The sequence below is a fragment of the Streptococcus fermentans genome (genome assembly GCF_040888305.1).
Classification (GTDB): domain Bacteria; phylum Bacillota; class Bacilli; order Lactobacillales; family Streptococcaceae; genus Streptococcus; species Streptococcus fermentans.
Window position 1 is genome coordinate 12551 of the sequence record NZ_JBFNFG010000007.1, and the last position, 21154, is coordinate 33704.

General features: G+C 39.2%; 18 protein-coding genes. 12 read left to right on the forward strand and 6 right to left on the reverse strand.

From position 1 onward, the window contains the following. Nucleotides 1–101: 101 nt before the first annotated feature. From AB2B50_RS07175 to AB2B50_RS07185, 3 genes are all read right to left on the reverse strand, one after another. Entirely contained in the window at nt 102–731 is a 630-nt protein-coding gene (locus AB2B50_RS07175) for an MBL fold metallo-hydrolase (protein ID WP_320692848.1), read from the reverse strand. Nucleotides 732–829: 98 nt separating this feature from the next. Continuing rightward, complete coding sequence (locus AB2B50_RS07180; RefSeq protein WP_320692849.1) at nt 830–2023, reverse strand: ferredoxin reductase family protein; 1194 nt, start codon at nt 2021–2023, stop codon at nt 830–832. 169 nt (nt 2024–2192) lie between these two features. After that, entirely contained in the window at nt 2193–3269 is a 1077-nt protein-coding gene (locus AB2B50_RS07185) for a DUF2974 domain-containing protein (RefSeq protein WP_320692850.1), read from the reverse strand. Between the two features lie 95 nt (nt 3270–3364). On the opposite strand from AB2B50_RS07185, the gene AB2B50_RS07190 reads away from it, so the two are divergent. The 6 genes from AB2B50_RS07190 (at nt 3365) to AB2B50_RS07215 (ending at nt 10196) form a co-directional block, all read left to right on the forward strand. Further along, nucleotides 3365–4042: a response regulator transcription factor gene (locus AB2B50_RS07190; protein ID WP_320692851.1), complete on the forward strand. Its 678-nt coding sequence runs from the start codon at nt 3365–3367 to the stop codon at nt 4040–4042. Beyond that, complete coding sequence (locus tag AB2B50_RS07195) at nt 4035–5009, forward strand: sensor histidine kinase (protein WP_320692852.1); 975 nt, start codon at nt 4035–4037, stop codon at nt 5007–5009. Before AB2B50_RS07190 ends, AB2B50_RS07195 begins: the two co-directional genes overlap by 8 nt. 476 nt (nt 5010–5485) lie before the next feature. Next, nucleotides 5486–6244 (forward strand): ABC transporter ATP-binding protein, encoded by a 759-nt coding sequence (locus AB2B50_RS07200; RefSeq protein WP_000173366.1) that lies wholly within the window; start codon nt 5486–5488, stop codon nt 6242–6244. A gap of 1 nt (nt 6245) precedes the next feature. Beyond that, nucleotides 6246–8237 (forward strand): ABC transporter permease, encoded by a 1992-nt coding sequence (locus tag AB2B50_RS07205; protein ID WP_320692854.1) that lies wholly within the window; start codon nt 6246–6248, stop codon nt 8235–8237. A gap of 589 nt (nt 8238–8826) precedes the next feature. Then, nucleotides 8827–9150, forward strand: a complete 324-nt coding sequence (locus AB2B50_RS07210) for a potassium channel family protein (RefSeq protein WP_001253404.1) — start codon at nt 8827–8829, stop codon at nt 9148–9150. Continuing rightward, nucleotides 9147–10196: a DUF389 domain-containing protein gene (locus tag AB2B50_RS07215; RefSeq protein ID WP_320692855.1), complete on the forward strand. Its 1050-nt coding sequence runs from the start codon at nt 9147–9149 to the stop codon at nt 10194–10196. Before AB2B50_RS07210 ends, AB2B50_RS07215 begins: the two co-directional genes overlap by 4 nt. Before the next feature lie 211 nt (nt 10197–10407). Here the strand turns inward: AB2B50_RS07215 and thrS are convergent, their stop codons facing one another. Then, nucleotides 10408–12351: a threonine--tRNA ligase gene (gene thrS / locus AB2B50_RS07220; protein WP_320692856.1), complete on the reverse strand. Its 1944-nt coding sequence runs from the start codon at nt 12349–12351 to the stop codon at nt 10408–10410. A 317-nt stretch (nt 12352–12668) separates the two neighbouring features. After that, entirely contained in the window at nt 12669–13040 is a 372-nt protein-coding gene (locus AB2B50_RS07225) for a hypothetical protein (RefSeq protein ID WP_001228473.1), read from the reverse strand. 204 nt (nt 13041–13244) lie between these two features. On the opposite strand from AB2B50_RS07225, the gene rpsO reads away from it, so the two are divergent. The 6 genes from rpsO (at nt 13245) to AB2B50_RS07255 (ending at nt 19149) form a co-directional block, all read left to right on the forward strand. Then, nucleotides 13245–13514: a 30S ribosomal protein S15 gene (rpsO, locus tag AB2B50_RS07230; protein WP_001018251.1), complete on the forward strand. Its 270-nt coding sequence runs from the start codon at nt 13245–13247 to the stop codon at nt 13512–13514. A gap of 622 nt (nt 13515–14136) precedes the next feature. Next, the gene (locus AB2B50_RS07235; protein ID WP_000624116.1) at nt 14137–15183 is read left to right on the forward strand and encodes a FecCD family ABC transporter permease; all 1047 of its coding nucleotides are present in this window, start codon (nt 14137–14139) and stop codon (nt 15181–15183) included. A gap of 1 nt (nt 15184) precedes the next feature. After that, nucleotides 15185–15940, forward strand: coding sequence for an ABC transporter ATP-binding protein (locus AB2B50_RS07240; RefSeq protein WP_000365190.1), 756 nt, complete (start codon nt 15185–15187; stop codon nt 15938–15940). Between the two features lie 22 nt (nt 15941–15962). Continuing rightward, nucleotides 15963–16973, forward strand: a complete 1011-nt coding sequence (locus AB2B50_RS07245; RefSeq protein ID WP_000749360.1) for an ABC transporter substrate-binding protein — start codon at nt 15963–15965, stop codon at nt 16971–16973. Then, nucleotides 16954–17649 carry an alpha/beta hydrolase-fold protein gene (locus AB2B50_RS07250; RefSeq protein ID WP_320692857.1) on the forward strand — a complete coding sequence of 232 codons (696 nt, stop codon included), beginning with the start codon at nt 16954–16956 and terminating at the stop codon, nt 17647–17649. The genes AB2B50_RS07245 and AB2B50_RS07250 overlap by 20 nt, the downstream gene beginning before the upstream one ends. 156 nt (nt 17650–17805) lie before the next feature. Then, entirely contained in the window at nt 17806–19149 is a 1344-nt protein-coding gene (locus AB2B50_RS07255; protein WP_075231220.1) for a DEAD/DEAH box helicase, read from the forward strand. Between the two features lie 303 nt (nt 19150–19452). Here AB2B50_RS07255 and guaA read toward each other — a convergent pair whose 3' ends face one another. Then, on the reverse strand, nt 19453–21015 hold the full coding sequence (guaA, locus tag AB2B50_RS07260; protein ID WP_320692858.1) for a glutamine-hydrolyzing GMP synthase: 1563 nt from the start codon (nt 21013–21015) through the stop codon (nt 19453–19455). Nucleotides 21016–21154 lie beyond the last annotated feature (139 nt).

Consider the following 21154-nt stretch of genomic DNA (forward strand, 5'->3'; position numbering starts at 1 on the left):
TTTTCTCACTACTAATCTTAGTATGTTTTCTACAACAAAATTGGCTCCATAATATCTATAGATTTACCCACTACAAATATTATAGAGCCAGTTTTTATATTTTAGAAAAATGGATTAAAAGTTTTTTCGTGAGCGATAGTCGTAGCTGGACCATGTCCTGGATAGACGTCGTAGTTTGAAAGGGTGAAAAGCTGGGTTTGGACACTATGAAGGAGTTGTTCCATGCTACCTGTAGGTAGATCCGTTCGTCCAATAGTTTCTCGGAAAAGGGCATCTCCCGTTAAGACCAAGTGCCCATCTGGAAAAACAAATGAAACTCCTCCGATAGAGTGGCCTGGCGTTGGTAAGACTGTAAAGCGGAACTCTTCAATCTGGTATTCTTCATGAAAGACAAAGGTCTGTTCAGCTGGTTTGCAGATGACATCCGCCATATCATCGTGTCGAGGGAGACCTGAAAGGTTGTCAACAGGAGTATAGAGCCAAGCAGCTTCGCTTTCTGCCACATATACGGGAGGATTTCCGAAAGTATCTCTGACCAAGTCCAGACTCATAATATGGTCGTAGTGGGTATGGGTCAGAAGAATGGCACAGACCGGTTTATTGATGGTATTAATAGTCTTGAAAATAGCCTCCCAATGGCTACCCGGATCGACTACAATCAGGTGTTGCTCCCCTTCGAGATAATAAGTATTTTCATAGGCGACAGGATTCACAGTTTTATGGATTTTCATAGGATTTCCTCTTTCAAAGCATTTACTCCTACTAGTATAACACAGAAGAATAAAATAAGAAATCAATAAAAAAGTCCCTTCAAAGAAGAGACCGATGTTTATTTAAACTTAAAGCCTTCATAGATGAGTTCTGCTTTTGGATTTTTTTCTTTAATGTTTTTTGAAATGGCTTCCATCATGACTAAAGGTCCACACATATAAATGTTTGTTTGATCTGGAATATCCTCATTTTCAAAGTTTAAGTAGTCATCTTGGGTGCTGTCTATCAAGCGAAGGTCAAAGTTGGGATTTTTCTCAGCATATGCATGAAGTAGATTAAGATAGACTGCATTTTCCTTACCACGATAACTATAGTATAATCGAACGCTCTTAGTCAGAAAAGGATTTTCTCGGATATACGAGATAAAGGGAGTAATTCCAATACCTCCAGCGATCCAAATTTGCTGATCTTGTCCTTGTTCTAATAACATATGTCCATAAGCTCTATCAACTGTTACTTTACTACCAACTTTTAGATTTTCATAGATATTTTTGGTATGGTCACCTGAGTTTTTAATTGTAAAATAAAGTGTCTTTCCATTTCCACCAGAAATAGAGAAGGGATGGGGAGCTTGTTCAAAACCTTCTTGAAAAATCTTAAGAAAGGCAAATTGTCCGTACTTATACCGGAAAGGTTTGCTAAGCTTAATTTCAAGCTCAGTTGTATCATGGTTGAGGTGCTTGATACCAATAATTTTACCTAGATGAGTAAAACTAATTTGTTGATAAAGGAAAATGATGTAAAATCCAGCGATTAAACCAAGAATTGCATAGATTCCAACCAGAAAACTGAGGAGATTAAGACCGAAGAGTCGTTGACTCATCATCATGTATACGTGTAGAAGTCCAAAGATATAGGCTAAATATACGACACGATGGATCCATCTCCAAGCTTCGTATTGGAGATATTGACCAAGGTAAGCAACTAAAACGATACTGATAAATATATAGATACCAATATTTCCTAATTGAGCTACGAGCCGAGAACCCCATAATCCTCCCATGCTGAAGTTATGAAATAAAAGGAGTAGGATGGATAAGAATGCTGTAAACTTATGAGCAGAATACATATTTTCAAGTCCATTAAACCACTCTTCTAAAAAGGGTAAACGTGTGGCAAGGATAAAGGTCAGTGAAAGTGTGGTTAAAGCTAAGCCAGGAATCAGGAACTGTGTACTCCCAGAACTCAGCCATACCAGGATAGTCACCAGCATGCTAGCTACAATAAATAAAATGCCTTTTATTGATTTCATATAAAAATTCCTTTCAAAGAGATATATTTCGAAGTGTTGTAACAAAATATGTTACATTTTATCGAAAAAAGAGAAACTCGTCAAGAAAGAGATTGAAGAGTATAAAAATAGAAGCCGAGATAAAAATCCCGACCTCGATTTTGATTAGCAACGAGCTTTTGAAAATGAATTAAAAATGATTCTTCCAGGCATGGAAACGAGCATCCAGTAGGAGTTGTGTCAGATTTTTTAAGATTTCGACTTGCTCAGGCTCTAGTGTCTGGGCTTGAGAAACAAGTTGTTGAATGTGTTCAATAGCATTTCTAGAAGATAAATCGTTGATGGAAGTGATTCTAGATTCTAGAATGGTACCAAAGAAGAGATCGAAGTAGAGCTCCAATTCCTCATCGGGAACACTGTCCACCCATTCTTTAAGAGTATCTTTGATTTGGAGACTTTCGCTACTGATGGCCTCTAGTTGGACAAAGTGGTGTCCCTCTGTCAGCCAACTAAAGGTACTGTGTTGAGCGATTCCTCCGAGAGCTGTAGACTTGACGACGATAGGTGTATCAGGGACTTCTAGCATCATGCCAATAACAGATCCCTGTGGGACATAGCGGCGAATTGTTGGAATAACATCTTGATAACCAGTGGTTTCAGTCAGATGAGCCTGCAAACCAGGGGCATCATAGGTATAAATTGCAGATATCTTTTCCTGCAATTCAGGTTGGATTTGACTTGCAGCATAGACGGCTAGATTCCCACCTTTAGAATGTCCAGCAAGCATGACTTTTTGTTTTGGATGTTGGGTAAAGAAGTCCTCTAGGTATTTAAGAGCGTGCCTTTGGGCAGGGATTTCCTTCATGTAAGTCATATGGAAATCTTCCTTCCAGCCAATAATACTGTCGTCTGTGCCACGAAAGACAATCAGATAAGTATCTAGGTTCAGACGATAGGTCATAGCAGCGAACTGCTTTTGAAGTTCTGTGTCGACCTCGTTGACAAAATTAGAAAGTTTGCTATTTTTAAAACGTTTGTGTTGTGATAACTGATCAAGGAGCTGAAGCCGTTCTTTATTGGTCAACATGGTACTTTCTCGAGGGACGCGTGTTGCAACATCGCTTAAACGATTGACAGGCTGGTCCAATAGATTATCAAAAGAAAGATAGGTCAGCTCTGTCAAAGCAAGTATATCCAGTTCATTTAAGGGAACATCATAAAAAGAATCGTATTGAACGTCAGTTAGGTAGTCGAAAATATTGGCCATGGGAACTCCTTTCTTAACTTTTATCTTATCAGATTTGCATCAATTTCGCTAGTAGTGAGAAGAATTTTGCTATAATATAGAAAAAGGAGGAGCAGATGCACAAGATTTTACTAGTAGAAGATGATCCAGTTATTCGTCAGCAAGTTGGGAAAATACTCTCCGAATGGGGTTTTGAAGTAGTTATGGTAGAAGACTTTATGGAAGTTCTGACACTATTTGTTCAATCTCAACCTCATCTGGTTCTCATGGATATCGGCTTGCCTCTCTTTAATGGTTATCACTGGTGCCAGGAGATTCGCAAGATTTCCAAAGTTCCTATTATGTTTCTGTCATCAAGAGACCAGGCTATGGACATCGTTATGGCTATTAATATGGGGGCAGATGATTTTGTGACCAAGCCTTTTGACCAGCAGGTACTGTTAGCTAAGGTACAAGGATTATTGCGCCGCTCTTATGAGTTTGGAAGGGATGAGAGTCTCCTAGAGTATGCTGGAGTTATTCTCAATACCAAGTCTATGGATGTGCATGTCAATGGAAAAGCTATCAGTTTAACCAAGAATGAATTTCAGATTTTGCGGGTTTTATTTGAGCATGCTGGAAATATCGTAGCGCGTGATGACTTGATGCGGGAACTCTGGAACAGTGACTTTTTTATCGATGACAATACCTTATCTGTTAATGTCGCTCGCTTGCGCAAGAAACTGGAGGAAGAAGGTTTGATTGGTTTTATCGAAACTAAGAAAGGGATAGGGTATGGATTGAAACATGCTTGATATTAAAAGTTTTTTTCTAGCTTATATCCGTTCGCGTAGCCGTTTTTTTGCTTTTATTCTTGCTCTTACAGGTTTGCTTTTTCTCTTTGAAATCTTGTTTGATAAGCAAGGGCCCTACTTTAACTATTTCTTCTTTCTATCTACATTTTTGACATTTTTGTTTTTGGTATTTGATTTCTTGATAGAATTGCAACGTTATCGTAAGGAATTGCTCTATGGCGAAAGAAAAGCTAAGTCACCAATGGAAGTCCTTCTAACTGAAAAATTAGAGAAAAGCGAATCTGAACTCTATCAAAAGAAAGCAGATGCTGAAAACCGCTATAATGATTTGGTGGACTACTATACACTCTGGGTTCATCAGATAAAAACACCAATTGCAGCCAGTAAACTCCTAGTGAGTGAGGTGGCAGATCGCCAACTGAAACAACAGTTGGAGCAGGAAATTTTTAAGATTGATTCCTATACCAACCTCGTTCTCCAATATCTACGCTTAGAAAGCTTCCATGATGATTTGATTTTGAAGAAAGAAAATATAGAAGATCTGGTCAAGGAAGTCATTCGCAAATATGCCATTTTCTTTATCCAGAAAGGTCTTAGTATCAATCTGCATGACTTGGATAGAAGCATTGTGACGGATAAAAAATGGCTATTGGTAGTCATTGAACAAATCCTGTCAAATAGCCTCAAGTACACAAATGAAGGTGGGGTTGAAATCTATATGGATGGTCAAGAACTTTGCATCAAGGATACCGGGATTGGTATCAAAAACAGTGATCGGTTGCGAGTCTTTGAACGTGGATTTTCAGGATATAATGGTCGAATGACCCAGCAGTCATCTGGACTTGGGCTCTATCTAACCCAGAAAATCAGCCAAGAATTAGGACATCAGATTCAAATAGAATCCGAACTTGGACAAGGAACAACGGTGAGGATTAAATTCTCTGAAGTGAATTTACTGATTGAATGAAAAGAATTGTGAAGAGGCTGGGACAAAAGTCCTAGCCTCTCAATTGTCTTTGAATTGTCGAGCAAGACGCAGTGGTTGAGTGGGCTCTACTACGCTGATTTCATCAGCTTTTACAGCCCTACTCAACTGTGCGGAGGTGGGACGACGAAATCGAATTCTAACGAATTACCGATTTCTGTCCCACTCTCTTCTTTAGACCTTGATATAGTGAGAAAAAAGGATTCAATTAGATAAAAAATGTAATCTTACAAAAATGTAAGATTAAAGGCCTCTTTTGTAAGGTTATGTTATGGCAAGTCCTCTTTTTTTGGAGTAAACTTAGAGCATAAAGAAAAAGGAGAGAAACCATGAAAACAATTTTACAAAAGAAACAAACAAGTAAGCCAAGTCCGAAGGATATCGAGCGAGTTCAAATCGGCATCGAAATGATGCAAGCTCAGTTTCAATTAATGGGATATTAAAAAGGAGAAGTTAAAATGACACTATTAGATGTAAAACACGTTCAAAAGATTTATAAAACTCGCTTTCAAGGCAACCAAGTAGAAGCTCTGAAAGATATTCACTTTACCGTTGAAAAAGGCGACTACGTTGCTATTATGGGTGAGTCTGGATCTGGTAAATCTACTCTACTCAATATTCTTGCTATGCTTGACAAGCCAACGCGTGGGCAGGTCTACCTAAATGGAACTGACACAGCTACCATTAAAAATTCTGAAGCATCAAGCTTCCGTCGTGAAAAGTTAGGCTTTGTCTTCCAAGACTTCAATTTGTTAGATACGCTTTCTGTTAAAGACAATATCTTACTCCCTTTGGTATTGTCTAGAAAGCCTATTACAGAAATGATGAAAAAATTGGTCGTAACGGCTGAAAATCTTGGCATCAATCAATTGCAGGAGAAGTACCCTTATGAAATCTCTGGAGGGCAAAAACAAAGGGTAGCAGTTGCACGGGCTATCATCACAGAACCAGAAATTCTTCTTGCGGACGAGCCAACAGGTGCTCTAGACTCTAAATCGTCTGCAGCCCTCCTTGATATCTTTGATCAGATTAACGAGCAAGGGCAAACCATTCTCATGGTGACCCACTCAACAGCAGCAGCTAGCCGTGCAAAACGTGTTCTTTTCATCAAGGACGGTATTCTCTATAATCAAATCTACCGTGGTGAAAAGACGGATCGTCAGATGTTCCAAGAAATCTCTGACACCTTGACTGTTATGGCAAGTGAGGTGAACTAGTATGTTTCGATTAACCAATAAGTTGGCCATATCCAACTTAATTAAAAACCGCAAACTCTATTATCCGTTTGCTTTGTCTGTCATTTTGGCAGTCACAATTAGCTATCTCTTTTACTCCCTAGCCTTTAATCCTAAAATTGTGGATTTACGTGGTGCATCTGCTATACAATTTACCCTACAACTAGGGCTTGTCGTTGTGACACTTGCATCTGCCATTATCGTTCTTTATGCCAATAGCTTTGTCATGAAAAATCGCTCAAAAGAACTGGGTGTATATGGCATGTTGGGCTTAGAAAAACGCCATTTGATTGGTATGACCTTTAAGGAACTCTTGATATTTGGGCTAGTAACAGTCACTGCCGGAATTGGAATTGGTGCCCTCTTTGATAATCTGATTTTCGCTTTGCTACTTAAACTTGCAAAGATGAAGGTAGAGTTAGTTGCAACTTTCCAATGGTCCGTAGTACTTTCAATCCTTCTGGTATTCGGTTTTATCTTTTTAGTCATCGTTTTCCTGAACGCTGTACGCATTATCCGTATGGATGCTCTCCAGCTTTCTAGAGAAAAAGAAAAGGGTGAGAAGAAGGGGCGTTTCCTAGTTCTTCAGACACTTGTAGGGCTAATTACTCTAGGTGGTGGCTACTACCTAGCACAAAGCGTAAAAGATCCAGTTTCAGCGGTCTTAACTTTCTTCATAGCCGTTATGTTGGTCATTTTTGCAACCTACCTCCTATTCAATGCAGGTATTACAGTTTTCTTGCAGTTGCTCAAGAAAAACAAGAGATATTACTACCAACCAAATAACCTCATCTCTGTTTCTAACCTTATCTTCCGTATGAAGAAAAATGCTGTCGGTTTAGCAACTATTGCCATCCTTTCAACCATGGTTTTGGTCACCATGTCTGCAGCAACCAGCATCTACAACGGTTCTGAAAACATGAAAAAACTCCTGTATCCTCACGATTTTGATGTTAAGGGGCAAAATGTAGAAGTTGAGGATTTAGACAAGCTTTTGACTCAATATGCTAGCGAAAAGAACCTAACCATTAGCAATAAGGACGTCCTCGGTTATGCAAGTTTCGGTCTTTCGAGTCAAGACGGGACTAAATTAACCACCTTTGAAAAAGGGCAGAATAGTGTTATGCCCAAGACTGTCTTCTTAGTTTTTGATCAAAAAGATTATGAAAAAATGACTGGACAAAAGCTAAACCTTACTGGTAATGAAGTAGGACTTTGGGCTCGAAATGACCAACTTAAAGGTCAGAAAGCATTTAGTCTGAACAATCAGAACTATACGATCAAGCAAGAAATCCAGCAAGATTTTGCTATGAATCATGTTTCAAATCAATATGTTCTCTTGGTATCGGATTATAACTATCTCGTTGTACCAAATCTTCAAAACTTTTTGGAACAGTACCAAAATTCCGCTATCTACACTCAGTTCTACGGTGGTATGGATGTAACTGCTAGTCAAGAGGAACAGTTAAAGCTAACTGATGATTTTGATGCGTATGTGAACAATTTTAGTCATAATCTCAAGAGTGAAGATGCTATGGTTTATAATGGAACTACTAAAACTGATGCAATTGCTGAAATGAACGCTCTCTTTGGTGGAATTCTCTTTATCGGTATTTTCCTCTCTATCATCTTTATGGTAGGTACTGTACTGGTCATTTACTATAAACAAATCTCAGAAGGTTATGAGGATCGTGAACGCTTTGTCATCCTGCAAAAAGTGGGCTTGGATCAAAAACAAATCAAACAAACCATTAACAAGCAAGTCTTGACTGTTTTCTTCCTCCCTGTAATCTTTGCTTTCCTACACTTGGCTTTTGCCTATCATATGTTAAGTTTGATTCTTAAGGTCATTGGGGTAGTAGATACAGCTATGATGTTAAGTGTAACACTTTCTATTTGTGGTATCTTTGCCCTCATCTACGTACTTATCTTTATGATTACTTCAAGAAGTTATCGTAGAATTGTTCAAATGTAAAAATAAAGGATATAATGTAAAGTATGAAAGTTATTTTGACGGAGGAATCCTAGATTATATTGGATACTCTATCTTAGTAGCTATAATTTGCGGGTTTACCTTGGGGAACACAACACCTTGGGTGGTTTGCATGATGCAAAATTGGAAAACCAAACACACTCATCATGTTTAAACATTAAAACGGTATCTTCTTTTAGAGGAGATATCGTTTTTTCTTCTTCGGATAAGGATACAAAAATTTCTTCCTTTCTCTATCTTTTAAATTAATTGATTTCTTCAGAGAAAGACTGTAAAATTTTTGATATAATATGTAGGATGGACTGATGGATATTTAAAAGATAATGTTCAAAAGAATCACAGCTAAGAATTAAAAATATGTCAGTTTGGACAGAAGTCTCTCTACCATCATCCATACAGAAACAAGACTATATGAAATAAAAGGAGTAACCAATGACCAGAAACTATTCAACACGTGAATTCCGCGAGAAATTATTTGTCTATCTTTCTCTGATGGAGATCATGTCCTATCTTCACTTTGATTATTGGAAAAAACGGCTCGGTCAGGAGCTAGTATGAATAAGGAGAACAAATGAGACGTTTAAAAATGTTATGGCATATTATACAGGTTACGGGTTTTACTCGGTTTGCTCTGAGTTTTGTGACCTTTGTTTTTGGGTCAGGAGGCGTGCTTTTCCTAGTTGAACCTGCTATCACAAATTACGGAGACGGTCTTTGGTATGCTTTTGTGACTTCGACGACTGTCGGCTACGGGGATCTCCTAGCTGTGACCTTGATTGGAAGGATTACCAGTGTCTTCTTGACGATTTATGGGCTCATATTTTTTGGCTGTTTATCAGCTGTTATTATTAATTATTATACCGATTTAAATAAGGAAAGAGGAGAGGACAAATGACTGCCAATTATTCAACACGGGAATACCGTGAGAAATTATACGATGACCTTCATGTTCGATTGAGAGATACAGCGATTTTGATGTGTGCAATTTTTATTGCCTCTATCGGTCTAAATATGAATTCAACAGCTGTTATTATTGGAGCCATGTTAATTTCACCTCTCATGACACCGATTGTTGGACTGGGATTCGGTTTAGCTATTTTTGATACGCGTTTAATCAAGCAATCTCTAGAGGTTTTATTGACTCAAGTGTTGGTCAGTTTGCTTGTATCGACTCTGTATTTCTGGATTTCTCCCTTATCTTATGCAAGTAGCGAGTTGATTGCACGAACTTCTCCAACCATTTGGGATGTTCTCATTGCTATTGCGGGTGGGATAGCAGGTGTCATTGGTTCAAGGAAAAAAGAAGCAAACAATATCGTACCGGGAGTAGCCATCGCAACAGCTCTGATGCCACCTATCTGCACTGCAGGATATGGTTTAGCTAATGGAAATGTACGATTTTTATTTGGGGCTCTTTATCTTTTCTTGATCAACTGTGTCTTTATCATGCTAATCAACATTGTTGGAACAAGAATTATGATGAGAAAATCTCCCTTAAGTTCATTTAATGAGCTAAACATTAAAATGAAAATTGGATTGATATCCTTGATTGTATTATTGGTTCTTCCAGCCAGCTATTCAGCAGTCACTCTAACGATGGATCAAGCACGAAAAGAAGGGATTAAACAGTTTGTAGGCAAAGAGTTCGCCAATCATACGGTCATTAATCAAGTCTACAAATCAAGGGACAATGAATTGGTCTTGACAGTTGTTGGAGATCCGATTTCAGAAGAAGAATTAGAAACCATTCGCCAAAAGCAGGACTCTTACGGTATTCAATCTGTTCAATTGAAAGTCAATCAAGTCCATAATTCGACAAAATTAGATAGTGAGACGGCCAAGGAATTTTACGAAATCATTAACCAGTATATTGATCAAAAACTCTCTGAAAAAGATTCACAAAAAGACCTCGTAAAAGAAAATGAGGCAGACAAGGACTGAGGATAGTCAACTTATCTAACACATGGAAGCAAATCTTGGGAGGATATCCTATATCCAAAAGTTAATGGATAGAACGGATTGCTGATGAGGATAGCATTTGTGGTGAATTAACCAATCACTACTAGCTCAGGTGAAACAAAATATAAAAAGCAACAACTGAAATAGTTGTTGCTTTTTCTTACTGAAAAATGTTTCCCAGACTGTGATTGTTTTATTTCTCAACACGTGATTTGTTAGCGATGTCTGTAAGAATCAATTCTACAAATGCATCTACCGGCATGGTTTCTGTTTCTTTTTGACCATAACGGCGAACGTTTACAGCCTTCTCTTCCATTTCCTTGTCACCAACGATCAATTGGTAAGGAATCTTTTGAGTTTGTGAAGCACGGATCTTGAACTGCATTTTTTCATTGCGTTCATCCACATCAGCACGAACCCCACGGTCACGGAGTTTCTTAGCCACTTCCCAAGCGTAGTCCACGTGTTTTTCGTTAGAAACTGGGATGAGGGTTACTTGGTGTGGTGCTAGCCATGTTGGGAAGGCCCCCTTATAGTTCTCAATCAAGATAGCTGTAAAGCGTTCCATAGTTGAGATAACCCCACGGTGAATCATAACTGGACGGTGTTCTTCACCATCAGCTCCGATGTATTTAAGGTCGAAGCGTTCTGGAAGCAAGAAGTCAAGCTGGATAGTAGAAAGAGTTTCTTCTTTACCAAGGGCAGTCTTAACTTGGATATCCAATTTTGGTCCGTAGAAGGCTGCTTCACCTTCAGCTTCAAAGTAGTCAAGTCCCATGTCATCCATAGCTGATTTCAACATACGTTGAGCATTTTCCCACATCTCATCGTTATCAAAGTACTTGTGAGTATCTTGAGGGTCACGATATGATAAACGGAAACGATAGTCAGTCAAGTTGAAATCTTCGTAAACGTCGATAATCAATTGAAGTGTACGTTGGAATTCATCTTTAATTTGTTCAGGTGTTACGAAAGTATGACCATCATTAAGTGACATTTCACGTACACGTTGAAGCCCTGTAAGAGCACCAGATTTTTCATAACGGTGCATCATACCGATTTCAGCAATACGGATTGGCAATTCACGGTATGAGTGAACGTGGTGTTTAAAGACCTCAATATGGTGAGGACAGTTCATTGGACGAAGAACGAATTCTTCACCATCACCCATATCCATAGTTGGGAACATATCTTCACGGTAGTGATCCCAGTGACCAGAAGTCTTGTAAAGTTCTACTGAGGCAATTGGTGGAGTGTAAACGTGTTGGTAACCAGCGGCGATTTCCTTGTCGACGATGTAGCGTTCCAATTCACGACGGATAGTCGCTCCATTTGGCAACCAGAATGGAAGTCCTTGACCAACTTCTTGAGAAATCATAAAGAGATCCAATTCTTTACCAAGTTTACGGTGGTCACGTTCTTTAGCTTCTTCACGCATTTGAAGGTAGTTCTTCAAGTCTTTCTTGTCAAACCAAGCTGTACCGTAGATACGTTGCATCATAGCGTTGTCGCTATTTCCACGCCAGTAAGCACCAGCTACGTTGAGAAGGTGGAAGATTTGGATGCGACCTGTTGATGGAACGTGTGGGCCACGGCAAAGGTCTACATATTCACCTTGACGGTAAATGGTCAAACCACCTTCGTCTTCTGAGTGTTCTTCAATCAATTCCAATTTGTATGGATCGTTTTTGAAAATTTCACGCGCTTCATCCTTGGTCACTTCCTCACGGATTGATGGGAAGTTTTCTTTAACGATTTTCTTCATTTCTTCTTCGATACGAGGAAGATCTTCGTTAGAGATTTGACCAGCTTGGTTATCTGTATCGTAGTAGAAACCATCTTCGATAGCTGGACCGACACCCAAGTGAATATCTGGGAAAAGGCGACGAGCTGCTTGAGCGAACAAGTGAGCTGCTGAGTGACGCAAGATTGGAAGGGCATCTTCGTGATCAGGTGTCACGATTTCGATGCTTCCGTCTTCAGTGATAGCACGAGTTGTGTCAATGAGTTTGCCGTTAAATTTACCAGCAAGAGCTTTTTTAGCTAGGGAATTGCTGATAGATTGAGCAATTTCAAAAGTTGTAACGCCAGATTCGAATTCACGAACAGCGCCATCTGGGAAAGTAATTTGAATCATGATTTTCTCCTTATATTGGTTATCCATTATTTCTAAAGTAGAAGTGTTTCCCTATTTGCAGTTTTAAATCAAGAAAAACAAAAAGCGACATCCTAAAAAGGACGTCGCAACGTGGTTCCACCTTCATTTATGTACAACAAAAACTGTTGACACCTCTGATTGGCTCTAACGTGGCCACCGTTTTATGTTTGCATAAAAGTCAGTAGAGTAGTATCAGTTTAGGCTTCCTATGCGTTCTCAGCAACCACGCACTCTCTAAAAGAAAGATTCTAAGTGACTTGTCTCTATGCATTATTATAGCATGATTGCGAGATTTTTCAAGGATTTTGTGAAAGTTTTTTGTTTTTCAGTTTTTGAACCAGATACCTGATAGTGGCACCAATAACTGTACCTAGTAGAATAAGAATTTCATAGGCTAGGAAATAAACAATGATAAATTCTCTGAAAGGAATGATAGTAAATCCATAGAGCAAGCAACTACCTAAAAGCCAATGTAGTGAAAAACCAAAACGGTAGCTATAAAGAAGAGAGACTATAAAAACTACAACAGGCGAAATGATGAATATATTTAAAAGATAGAGCTCCGTTAGTTTTGGATTCTGTAATAGTAGTATAAATAATCCATAAAGTGGACAATAAAAGAAAAATACGACCAGATAGTAGGGGAGATATTTGAACAATTTACGCATGGTAATCACCTCGTTATAAAACTATCAACTTAGATATCCTTCCTATGAATATTATAGCATATTTGCAGTAAGAATAGTAAATCAGTTGACAAAGAAGTTAGTTATTGGTAGAATAGAAATTGTCGTAAAGACAAATAACTTCTTCTTGGTTACAGGCATGCCAACCTGTCACTCGGATGAAGCCAAATAAAAAGGAGAAACATCATGGCAATCTCAAAAGAGAAAAAAAATGAAATCATCGCACAATATGCACGTCACGAAGGTGATACAGGTTCAGTAGAGGTTCAAGTTGCTGTCCTTACTTGGGAAATCAACCACCTTAACGAACACATCAAACAACACAAAAAAGACCACGCTACTTACCGTGGATTGATGAAGAAAATCGGTCGCCGTCGTAACTTGCTTGCATACTTGCGTAAAAACGACGTTAACCGTTACCGTGAGTTAATCAACTCTCTTGGACTTCGTCGCTAATTCAAGATACAAAGGCCGTCAAAAGCACAAAGCAAAAATAGGAAAATTGACGAAGAAACTTCAGTTTCTAGGAGATTTTATCTTTTTTGCCAAGTGCTTAGGCCGTGTTCAATTGAGCACATCTTGAAATAAGGCTACTCGATTGAGTAGTCTTTTTTTATTTTTGTCACCTTACCTCGATATACTCAAGTATAATCTTCGGTTACGGTTCCTAGCACTGTAAGGTAAAATAAACCAGATCTTCTCCCTTCGGGGAGATTTTTTTGTTTCACTAAAATTTTTGTACAATCTTCGGCTTGCCGCCTAGTCTATAAACGTTTTATCCAGCAAGAATAGAGCTCTCTAATTTCAGAGAGCTTTTTTATTTTCGTTACCTTACCTCAATATACTCAAGTATGTTCTTCGGTTAGGATTCCTAGCACTGTAAGGTAAAATAAACCAGAAAGGTCTCCCTTCGGGGAGATTTTTTAGTTTCATTAGGATTTTAGCCTGAGCTCAATCAGCTCTCTAGTTTCAACAGTCTTTTTAGTCTGTATCTTTCTAGCCTTGTTCCAGATTTGGAAATGTGGTATACTATTTATGAAAATTGTCTAAATTTTTAATTTTATTAAGGGAGGGTTTCATGATTTCCAAATCTTCTGGAAGCCATCAAAACCTGCGATATGTTTTTCTCCTAGCTCTGTTGCTCGGAGCTTTGGGTGTCTCTCTGTTTCTAGCTGTTTCTATGGGGTCTGTTCAGATTAGCTTGAGTGATACTTATAGAATTATTTTAAGTAAGATGGGGGCCCCTCTGGACATAGGAGACCTTTCGAAGTCTACACTTGCTATTGTTTGGAATATGAGATTACCACGGGTTTTTCTTGGTTTGATAGTTGGTGCAGGCCTTTCCATGTGTGGTAGCGTCATGCAGTCAACGGTCAATAATCCAATCGCAGAACCTTATGTTTTAGGAATTTCTGCTGGGGCAACCTTTGGTGCAACTTTGAGTATTATTCTTGGTTTTAAGGTCATGATTGGTCTTGGCTCTTTCCTTGGAGCGCTTGTGGCAACAGTTGCAGTCCTTCTGATTGCTTCCATGCAAGGCAGGATGACAACTTCAAGCCTGATTTTATCAGGGACAGTTGTGAATGCACTATTTTTGGCTTTTTCAAACTTTATTATCTCAATTGGCGCTAATGCTGATAGTGTCATGACCATCAAGTTTTGGACCATGGGTTCTTTAGCGGGAACTTCCTGGACTCACTTAACCTTGCCAACTATAATTGTGGGAATTGCTTTTTTATTTTTCTCTACCCAATATCGTGTTTTTAATGCCATGATGATGGGTGATGAGGCGGCTTTGACCTTAGGGATTCCCCTACGTTTTTACTGGTATCTTTATGTGACGATTGTGGCTATAATGACAGCAATCTTGGTATCGACCTGTGGGATTATTGGTTTTGTTGGTCTCATCACACCTCATTTGGCACGAAGCTTGGTGGGGACAAATTACAGAAGACTTTTTCCGATAGCTACTTTGCTCGGCGCACTTTTTGTTGTTTGGGCAGATGTCCTTGCTCGTGTCTTGATTCAAAATGCTGAGCTGCCGATTGGAATTTTTACAGCTCTAGTAGGTGCCCCTTTCTTTATCTACATGGTTGGAAATAGACGAGGGGAGGTGAAGGTCTGATATGGATTTAATGTGCCAGGATATTCACTTTGGAATCGGAGAGAAAAAAATTCTCAAAGGAGTGTCGCTCAAACTGGAGGGCAAGCAATTTCATACCATTTTGGGACCCAATGGAAGTGGGAAAACTAGCTTGCTGAAACTCCTCTATCGACAGGAAAAGCCTGATCAAGGCTTGATTTCTCTAAATGGAAAACCCTTGGAACAAATGAGCGTCAAGGAAACGGCAAAGCAGATGGCAGTCGTCACGCAGTTTAATCAGTTACAATTTGATTGTAGGGTTGAAGAAATCGTCATGCTGGGTAGAACGCCCCATCTCTCTTTCTTACAAAAGGAAAAAGAAAAAGACTTTGCCTTGGTTGAGGATGCTTTGGTCAAGGTAGATCTGCTCGAAAAGAGAAGTCGTCTCTACTCTTCTCTATCAGGAGGAGAGAAACAACGGGTTTTATTGGCACGCGCCTTGGCCCAAGAGCCGACACTCTTGCTCTTAGACGAACCGACCAATCATTTAGATATCAAGTACCAGCTAGACTTGTTGACCATTGTCAAACATCTCAATATCAATGTACTAGCAGTATTACACGATATTCAGCTAGCTTGTCGCTATTCAGACTATCTCTATCTAATGAAAGAAGGAGAGATTGTTTACCAAGGGACTCCAAAAGAGACCATCACACCAGAGTCTTTGCAGGCTGTCTATGGTGTCCAAAGTAGGGTTACTTGGACGGAAGACCAACAAGCCATGATTCACTATTTATAAAAAATGAAAAGGAAAACAAAACATGAAAAAATCACTCAGTATTTTGCTCCTAACAGTAGCTACCTTAACTTTAGCAGCTTGTGGAAATAGTGCAACAGAAAAAGCTAGCACACAATCAAGCGCAGAGACAAGTCAAAAATCCACTACAGAAACCAACTATCCTGTAACCATCAAAACTTATGATGCCAAAGGAAATGAAGTCGAACAAGTCTTTGAAAAGGCTCCTGAAAAGGTCATCACCAACAACCTATCAACAACTGAAATCCTACTTGAACTTGGTTTGAAGGATAAAATTGCTGGTATGCTCAATCCTGATAATGCCGTAACTGGTAAATACAAGGAAGCCATTGAAGCCATCCCTCATATTGGTGATAAAAAATCAGTCTCACAAGAAACAGTTCTTTCTTATGAACCTGATGCCTTGATGGGACGTAATATGATGTTCTCTGAAAAGTCAATGGGAACTATCAGCGCTTGGAATGAAAATAAAATCCCTGTTTATACGCAAAAAGCCTCACTATCAAATATCCAACAGGATTTGGGAAATATCGTTGAAGATGTGAAGAATCTTGGTACCATTTTCAATGTTCAAGATAAGGCAAACCAATACGCAGAGCAATTGCAAGCTAAAATCGATGCGGTTAAAAAAGCTAATCCAGAAACACAGGGTGAAAAGAAAAAAGCTTTGATTATGGTTGCTTATAACGATGAAACCTTTGGTGCCTACAAGTCAGCACTTCAAGAAAGTTTGCTCAACCAACTTGGTTACACAAATGTCGCAACAGGAACATCTGGCTTGACCTTGGAAAATCTAGTATCAATGGATCCAGAGTTGATTATCTATGTAACCAGCGACCGCAATCAAAAGTTGGATGAAAAAGCAGTGGATTTGATGAAGGCAAATGCTGTTTTGGAAAATGTACCAGCAATCAAGAATCAAAAAATCATGACCATCTCTTACGATGAGTTGATGGACTACGGTCCTGCAGTGATTGATTCACTTGAAAAAATCAATGACTTTATCAAGAAATAAGGAGTTTAACTGGGAAGGGATTCGTGTTAGAGTCAGTCTTCCTTCAAACTATGACTCTAAACAAGCCTATCCAGTTGTGCTCTTAAACGATGGGGAACTGGATTATTTATCAGACCTGTCCCAATCTGTGATTTTAGTGGGTTTGGTTCCAGAAAACCGTCTGGATGACTTTACACCTTGGAAAGCTAGTTCTTTGAAAGAAGGGGCTCCAGATTTTGGTGGAAAGGTAGATGCCTACAATCAAAAGGTCTTTCAAGGGATTCTAACAACTCTAAAAAAATCCTACTTGATTGATGAAAGTAGGATTGCTTATGGTGGCTATTCACTGGGCGGTCTTGCTGCTGTTTATAGTCTCTATAGCAATCATCTACCTATGACCTGTATTTTCTCTATCTGTGGTTCCTTCTGGTATCCAGACTTTATAGACTTTTGCAGGGAACATGACTTGATACAGAGCCAAAGCCTGATTTATCTACAAAATGGTCAGACAGAAGGTGCCAATCATTCCAATCGTCTATCTAAGGCTCCTGTTTTTGCAAGGGATCTACATAATTTAATTTCAGAAGCAGTTCCCTCAACATATTCCACCTTTGATGCTTATGGGCATCATGAAGCTCTCGACCAACGCTATCATCATTTTTGTGATTGGCTGAGAGAAGAGTGGAATCTTAAGTAAAAATCTAATACTCTTTGTTTATGATGGACAGAGAGTATTTTTCTTGTCTTTATTCGTGTATATTTTGAAATTTCCGTGGGTTTGTCTAAATCGAAAGTTTAACTGTAATGCATCAAAATGTGGTATAATGGTAAGATAGATAGAATCGAGGATATTATGTCATTTACGAAATTTAAATTTAAAAAATATATAGAAGAAGCTTTGGAGGAGTTGAAGTTTACGACTCCTACTGAGGTGCAGGATAAGTTGATTCCCATTGTCTTGGCAGGTCGTGACTTGGTTGGTGAATCTAAAACAGGTTCAGGGAAAACTCATACCTTCTTGCTTCCGATTTTCCAACAGTTGGATGAAGAGAGCGATAGCGTGCAGGCAGTTATCACAGCTCCAAGTCGTGAATTGGCGACTCAGATTTACCAAGCTGCTCGTCAAATTGCAGGCCACTCGGATGTAGAAGTACGTGTAGTTAACTATGTTGGTGGTACAGACAAGGCCCGTCAGATTGATAAATTAGCAAGCAACCAGCCCCACATTGTTATCGGAACACCTGGTCGTATCTATGATTTGGTAAAATCTGGTGATCTTGCTATCCACAAGGCTAAGACCTTTGTAGTCGATGAAGCTGATATGACCTTGGATATGGGATTCTTGGAAACAGTTGATAAGATTGCAGGTAGCCTTCCCAAGGACTTGCAGTTTATGGTCTTTTCAGCAACTATTCCGCAAAAACTGCAACCATTCTTGAAAAAATACTTGTCTAATCCAGTTATGGAAAAAATCAAGACCAAAACAGTTATCTCAGATACCATTGATAATTGGTTGATTTCGACTAAAGGTCGTGATAAGAATGCCCAGATTTATGAATTGACTCAAGTCATGCAACCATATCTTGCCATGATTTTTGTCAATACTAAGACACGTGCAGATGAATTGCATACATATTTAACAGCCCAAGGCTTGAAGGTTGCTAAGATTCATGGAGATATTGCACCTCGTGAACGTAAACGTATCATGAATCAGGTCAAGAACCTTGATTTTGAGTATATTGTTGCGACTGACTTGGCTGCGCGTGGGATTGACATTGAGGGTGTCAGTCACGTTATTAATGATGCTATCCCACAAGACTTGTCCTTCTTTGTCCACCGTGTTGGACGAACTGGACGTAATGGTCTGCCTGGTACAGCCATTACCCTTTACCAACCAAGCGATGATTCTGATATTCGTGAGTTGGAGAAATTGGGAATTAAGTTTGTACCTAAGATGGTTAAAGACGGAGAATTCCAAGATACCTATGACCGCGATCGTCGTGCTAATCGTGAAAAGAAACAGGAAAAACTGGACATTGAAATGATTGGCTTGGTTAAAAAGAAAAAGAAAAAAGTCAAACCAGGATATAAGAAGAAAATCCAGTGGGCTGTCGATGAAAAACGTCGCAAAGCCAAGCGAGCAGAAGGTCGTGCCCGCGGACGAGCTGAACGCAAAGCTAAGCGCCAGACATTTTAAGAATAAAACAGTAGAACCAAGTTGGTTTTACTGTTTTTTTGAGCAATGAAAAGGATATTCCTTAACATTAAGATTAGTTCTGTGAGATTGAGTATGATAATACTTCCTACTGTAGTTCAAGCTTGTTCGATAATAGCAGAGTAGTGAGAAGAACGCTATAAAGTTCAATTAAGAAAGTACCAAAATTGTTAAAAGTTCTTAGCAGCGGGAGAAGATTAAGATTTTTAGTTGTTAAAATGTTGTCAAAGTAAAATAAAAAGCCTTAGAAATATTGATTTCTAGGCTTTTTTTAACTTATTTACTCTATTCCCACTCAACAGTTGCAGGTGGTTTACTTGTAATATCGTAGACGATGCGGTTAACGTGGTCAACTTCATTTACGATACGAACTGAGATTTTTTGAAGAACTTCCCATGGAATCTTAGCGAAGTCAGCTGTCATTCCGTCGATAGAAGTGATGGCACGGATAGCGATGGTATAGTCATAAGTACGACCGTCACCCATAACACCTACGGAACGAACGCCAGTGTTAACAGTGAAGTATTGCCAGATATCACGGTCAAGACCAGCTTTAGCGATTTCTTCACGAAGGATAGCATCTGATTCGCGAACAGTTTCAAGTTTTTCTTCAGTGATTTCACCCATGACACGGATTGCAAGACCTGGACCTGGGAATGGTTGGCGCCATACGATGTGGTCTGGCATACCAAGTTCAGTACCAAGAGCACGAACTTCATCCTTGTAAAGAGTGTTGAGTGGTTCGATGAGTTCAAACTGCATGTCTTCTGGAAGTCCACCAACGTTGTGGTGAGATTTAATAGTTTGAGCAGTATCAGTACCTGACTCGATAACGTCTGTATAAAGAGTACCTTGCGCAAGGAATTTCACATCTTTTAGTTTGCTTGCTTCGTCATCAAAGACATAGACAAACTCGTTACCGATAATCTTACGTTTTTGTTCAGGATCAGAAACACCAGCCAATTTATCAAGGAAGCGTTTGGCAGCATCTGCTTTAACGATATTCAAACCAAACTTACCACCAAGCATATCCATGACTTGGTCAGCTTCTCCTTTACGAAGAAGACCGTGGTCTACAAAGATACAGATCAATTGATCTCCGATTGCTTTTTGGAGAAGAACCCCAACAACTGAAGAGTCAACACCACCTGAAAGACCAAGGAGAACACGTTTATCTCCAACTTTTTCACGGATTTGTTTGATTTGCATCTCGATGAAGTTATCCATGGTCCAGTCACCTTTGGCACCACAGATATTCAAAGCAAAGTTACGCAAAATATCATAACCGTGAACTGAATGACGAACTTCTGGGTGGAATTGGATACCGTAGATTTTCTTATCTGGATTTTCAATAGACGCGTATGGACAGTCAGCTGATGTACCAGTACGAATGAAATCAGCAGGAATTTCTGTAACAGCATCCCCGTGGCTCATCAAAACAAGTTGTTCTTCTGGAGTACCAGCAAAAAGAGCAGACTCAGTGTGAGTAAGAGTGGATTGTCCATATTCACGGTTTCCAGCGTCTCCAGCAGGGACAACTTTACCACCAAGCTTGTGAGTCAATAGCTGCATACCGTAGCAGATTCCTAAAATTGGAATTCCAAGTTCAAAAATCTCTGGATCAATATCAAATGATCCTTCTTCGTAAACAGAGTTTGGACCACCTGAAAGTACAATCCCGATAGGATTGATAGCGCGGACTTCGTCAGCAGAAATCTTGTGACTTTTTAGTTCTGAAAAGACACCAATCTCACGGATACGACGTGAGATAAGTTGGTTATACTGGCTACCGTAGTCCAGTACGATGATCTTTTCGACATCTTGCAAATCAGTTGAAATGTTGGTCATCTTTTCCCTTTCTTAAAAGAAATATCTTCTTGAATATTCTATCATAAATGACCCAGAATTACCAACCAAACAAGTGCAGTTTGACTTTTCCCCATGAGATAGGGTACAATGGAAAAAATAAAGAAAAGAAGTGAGCAAG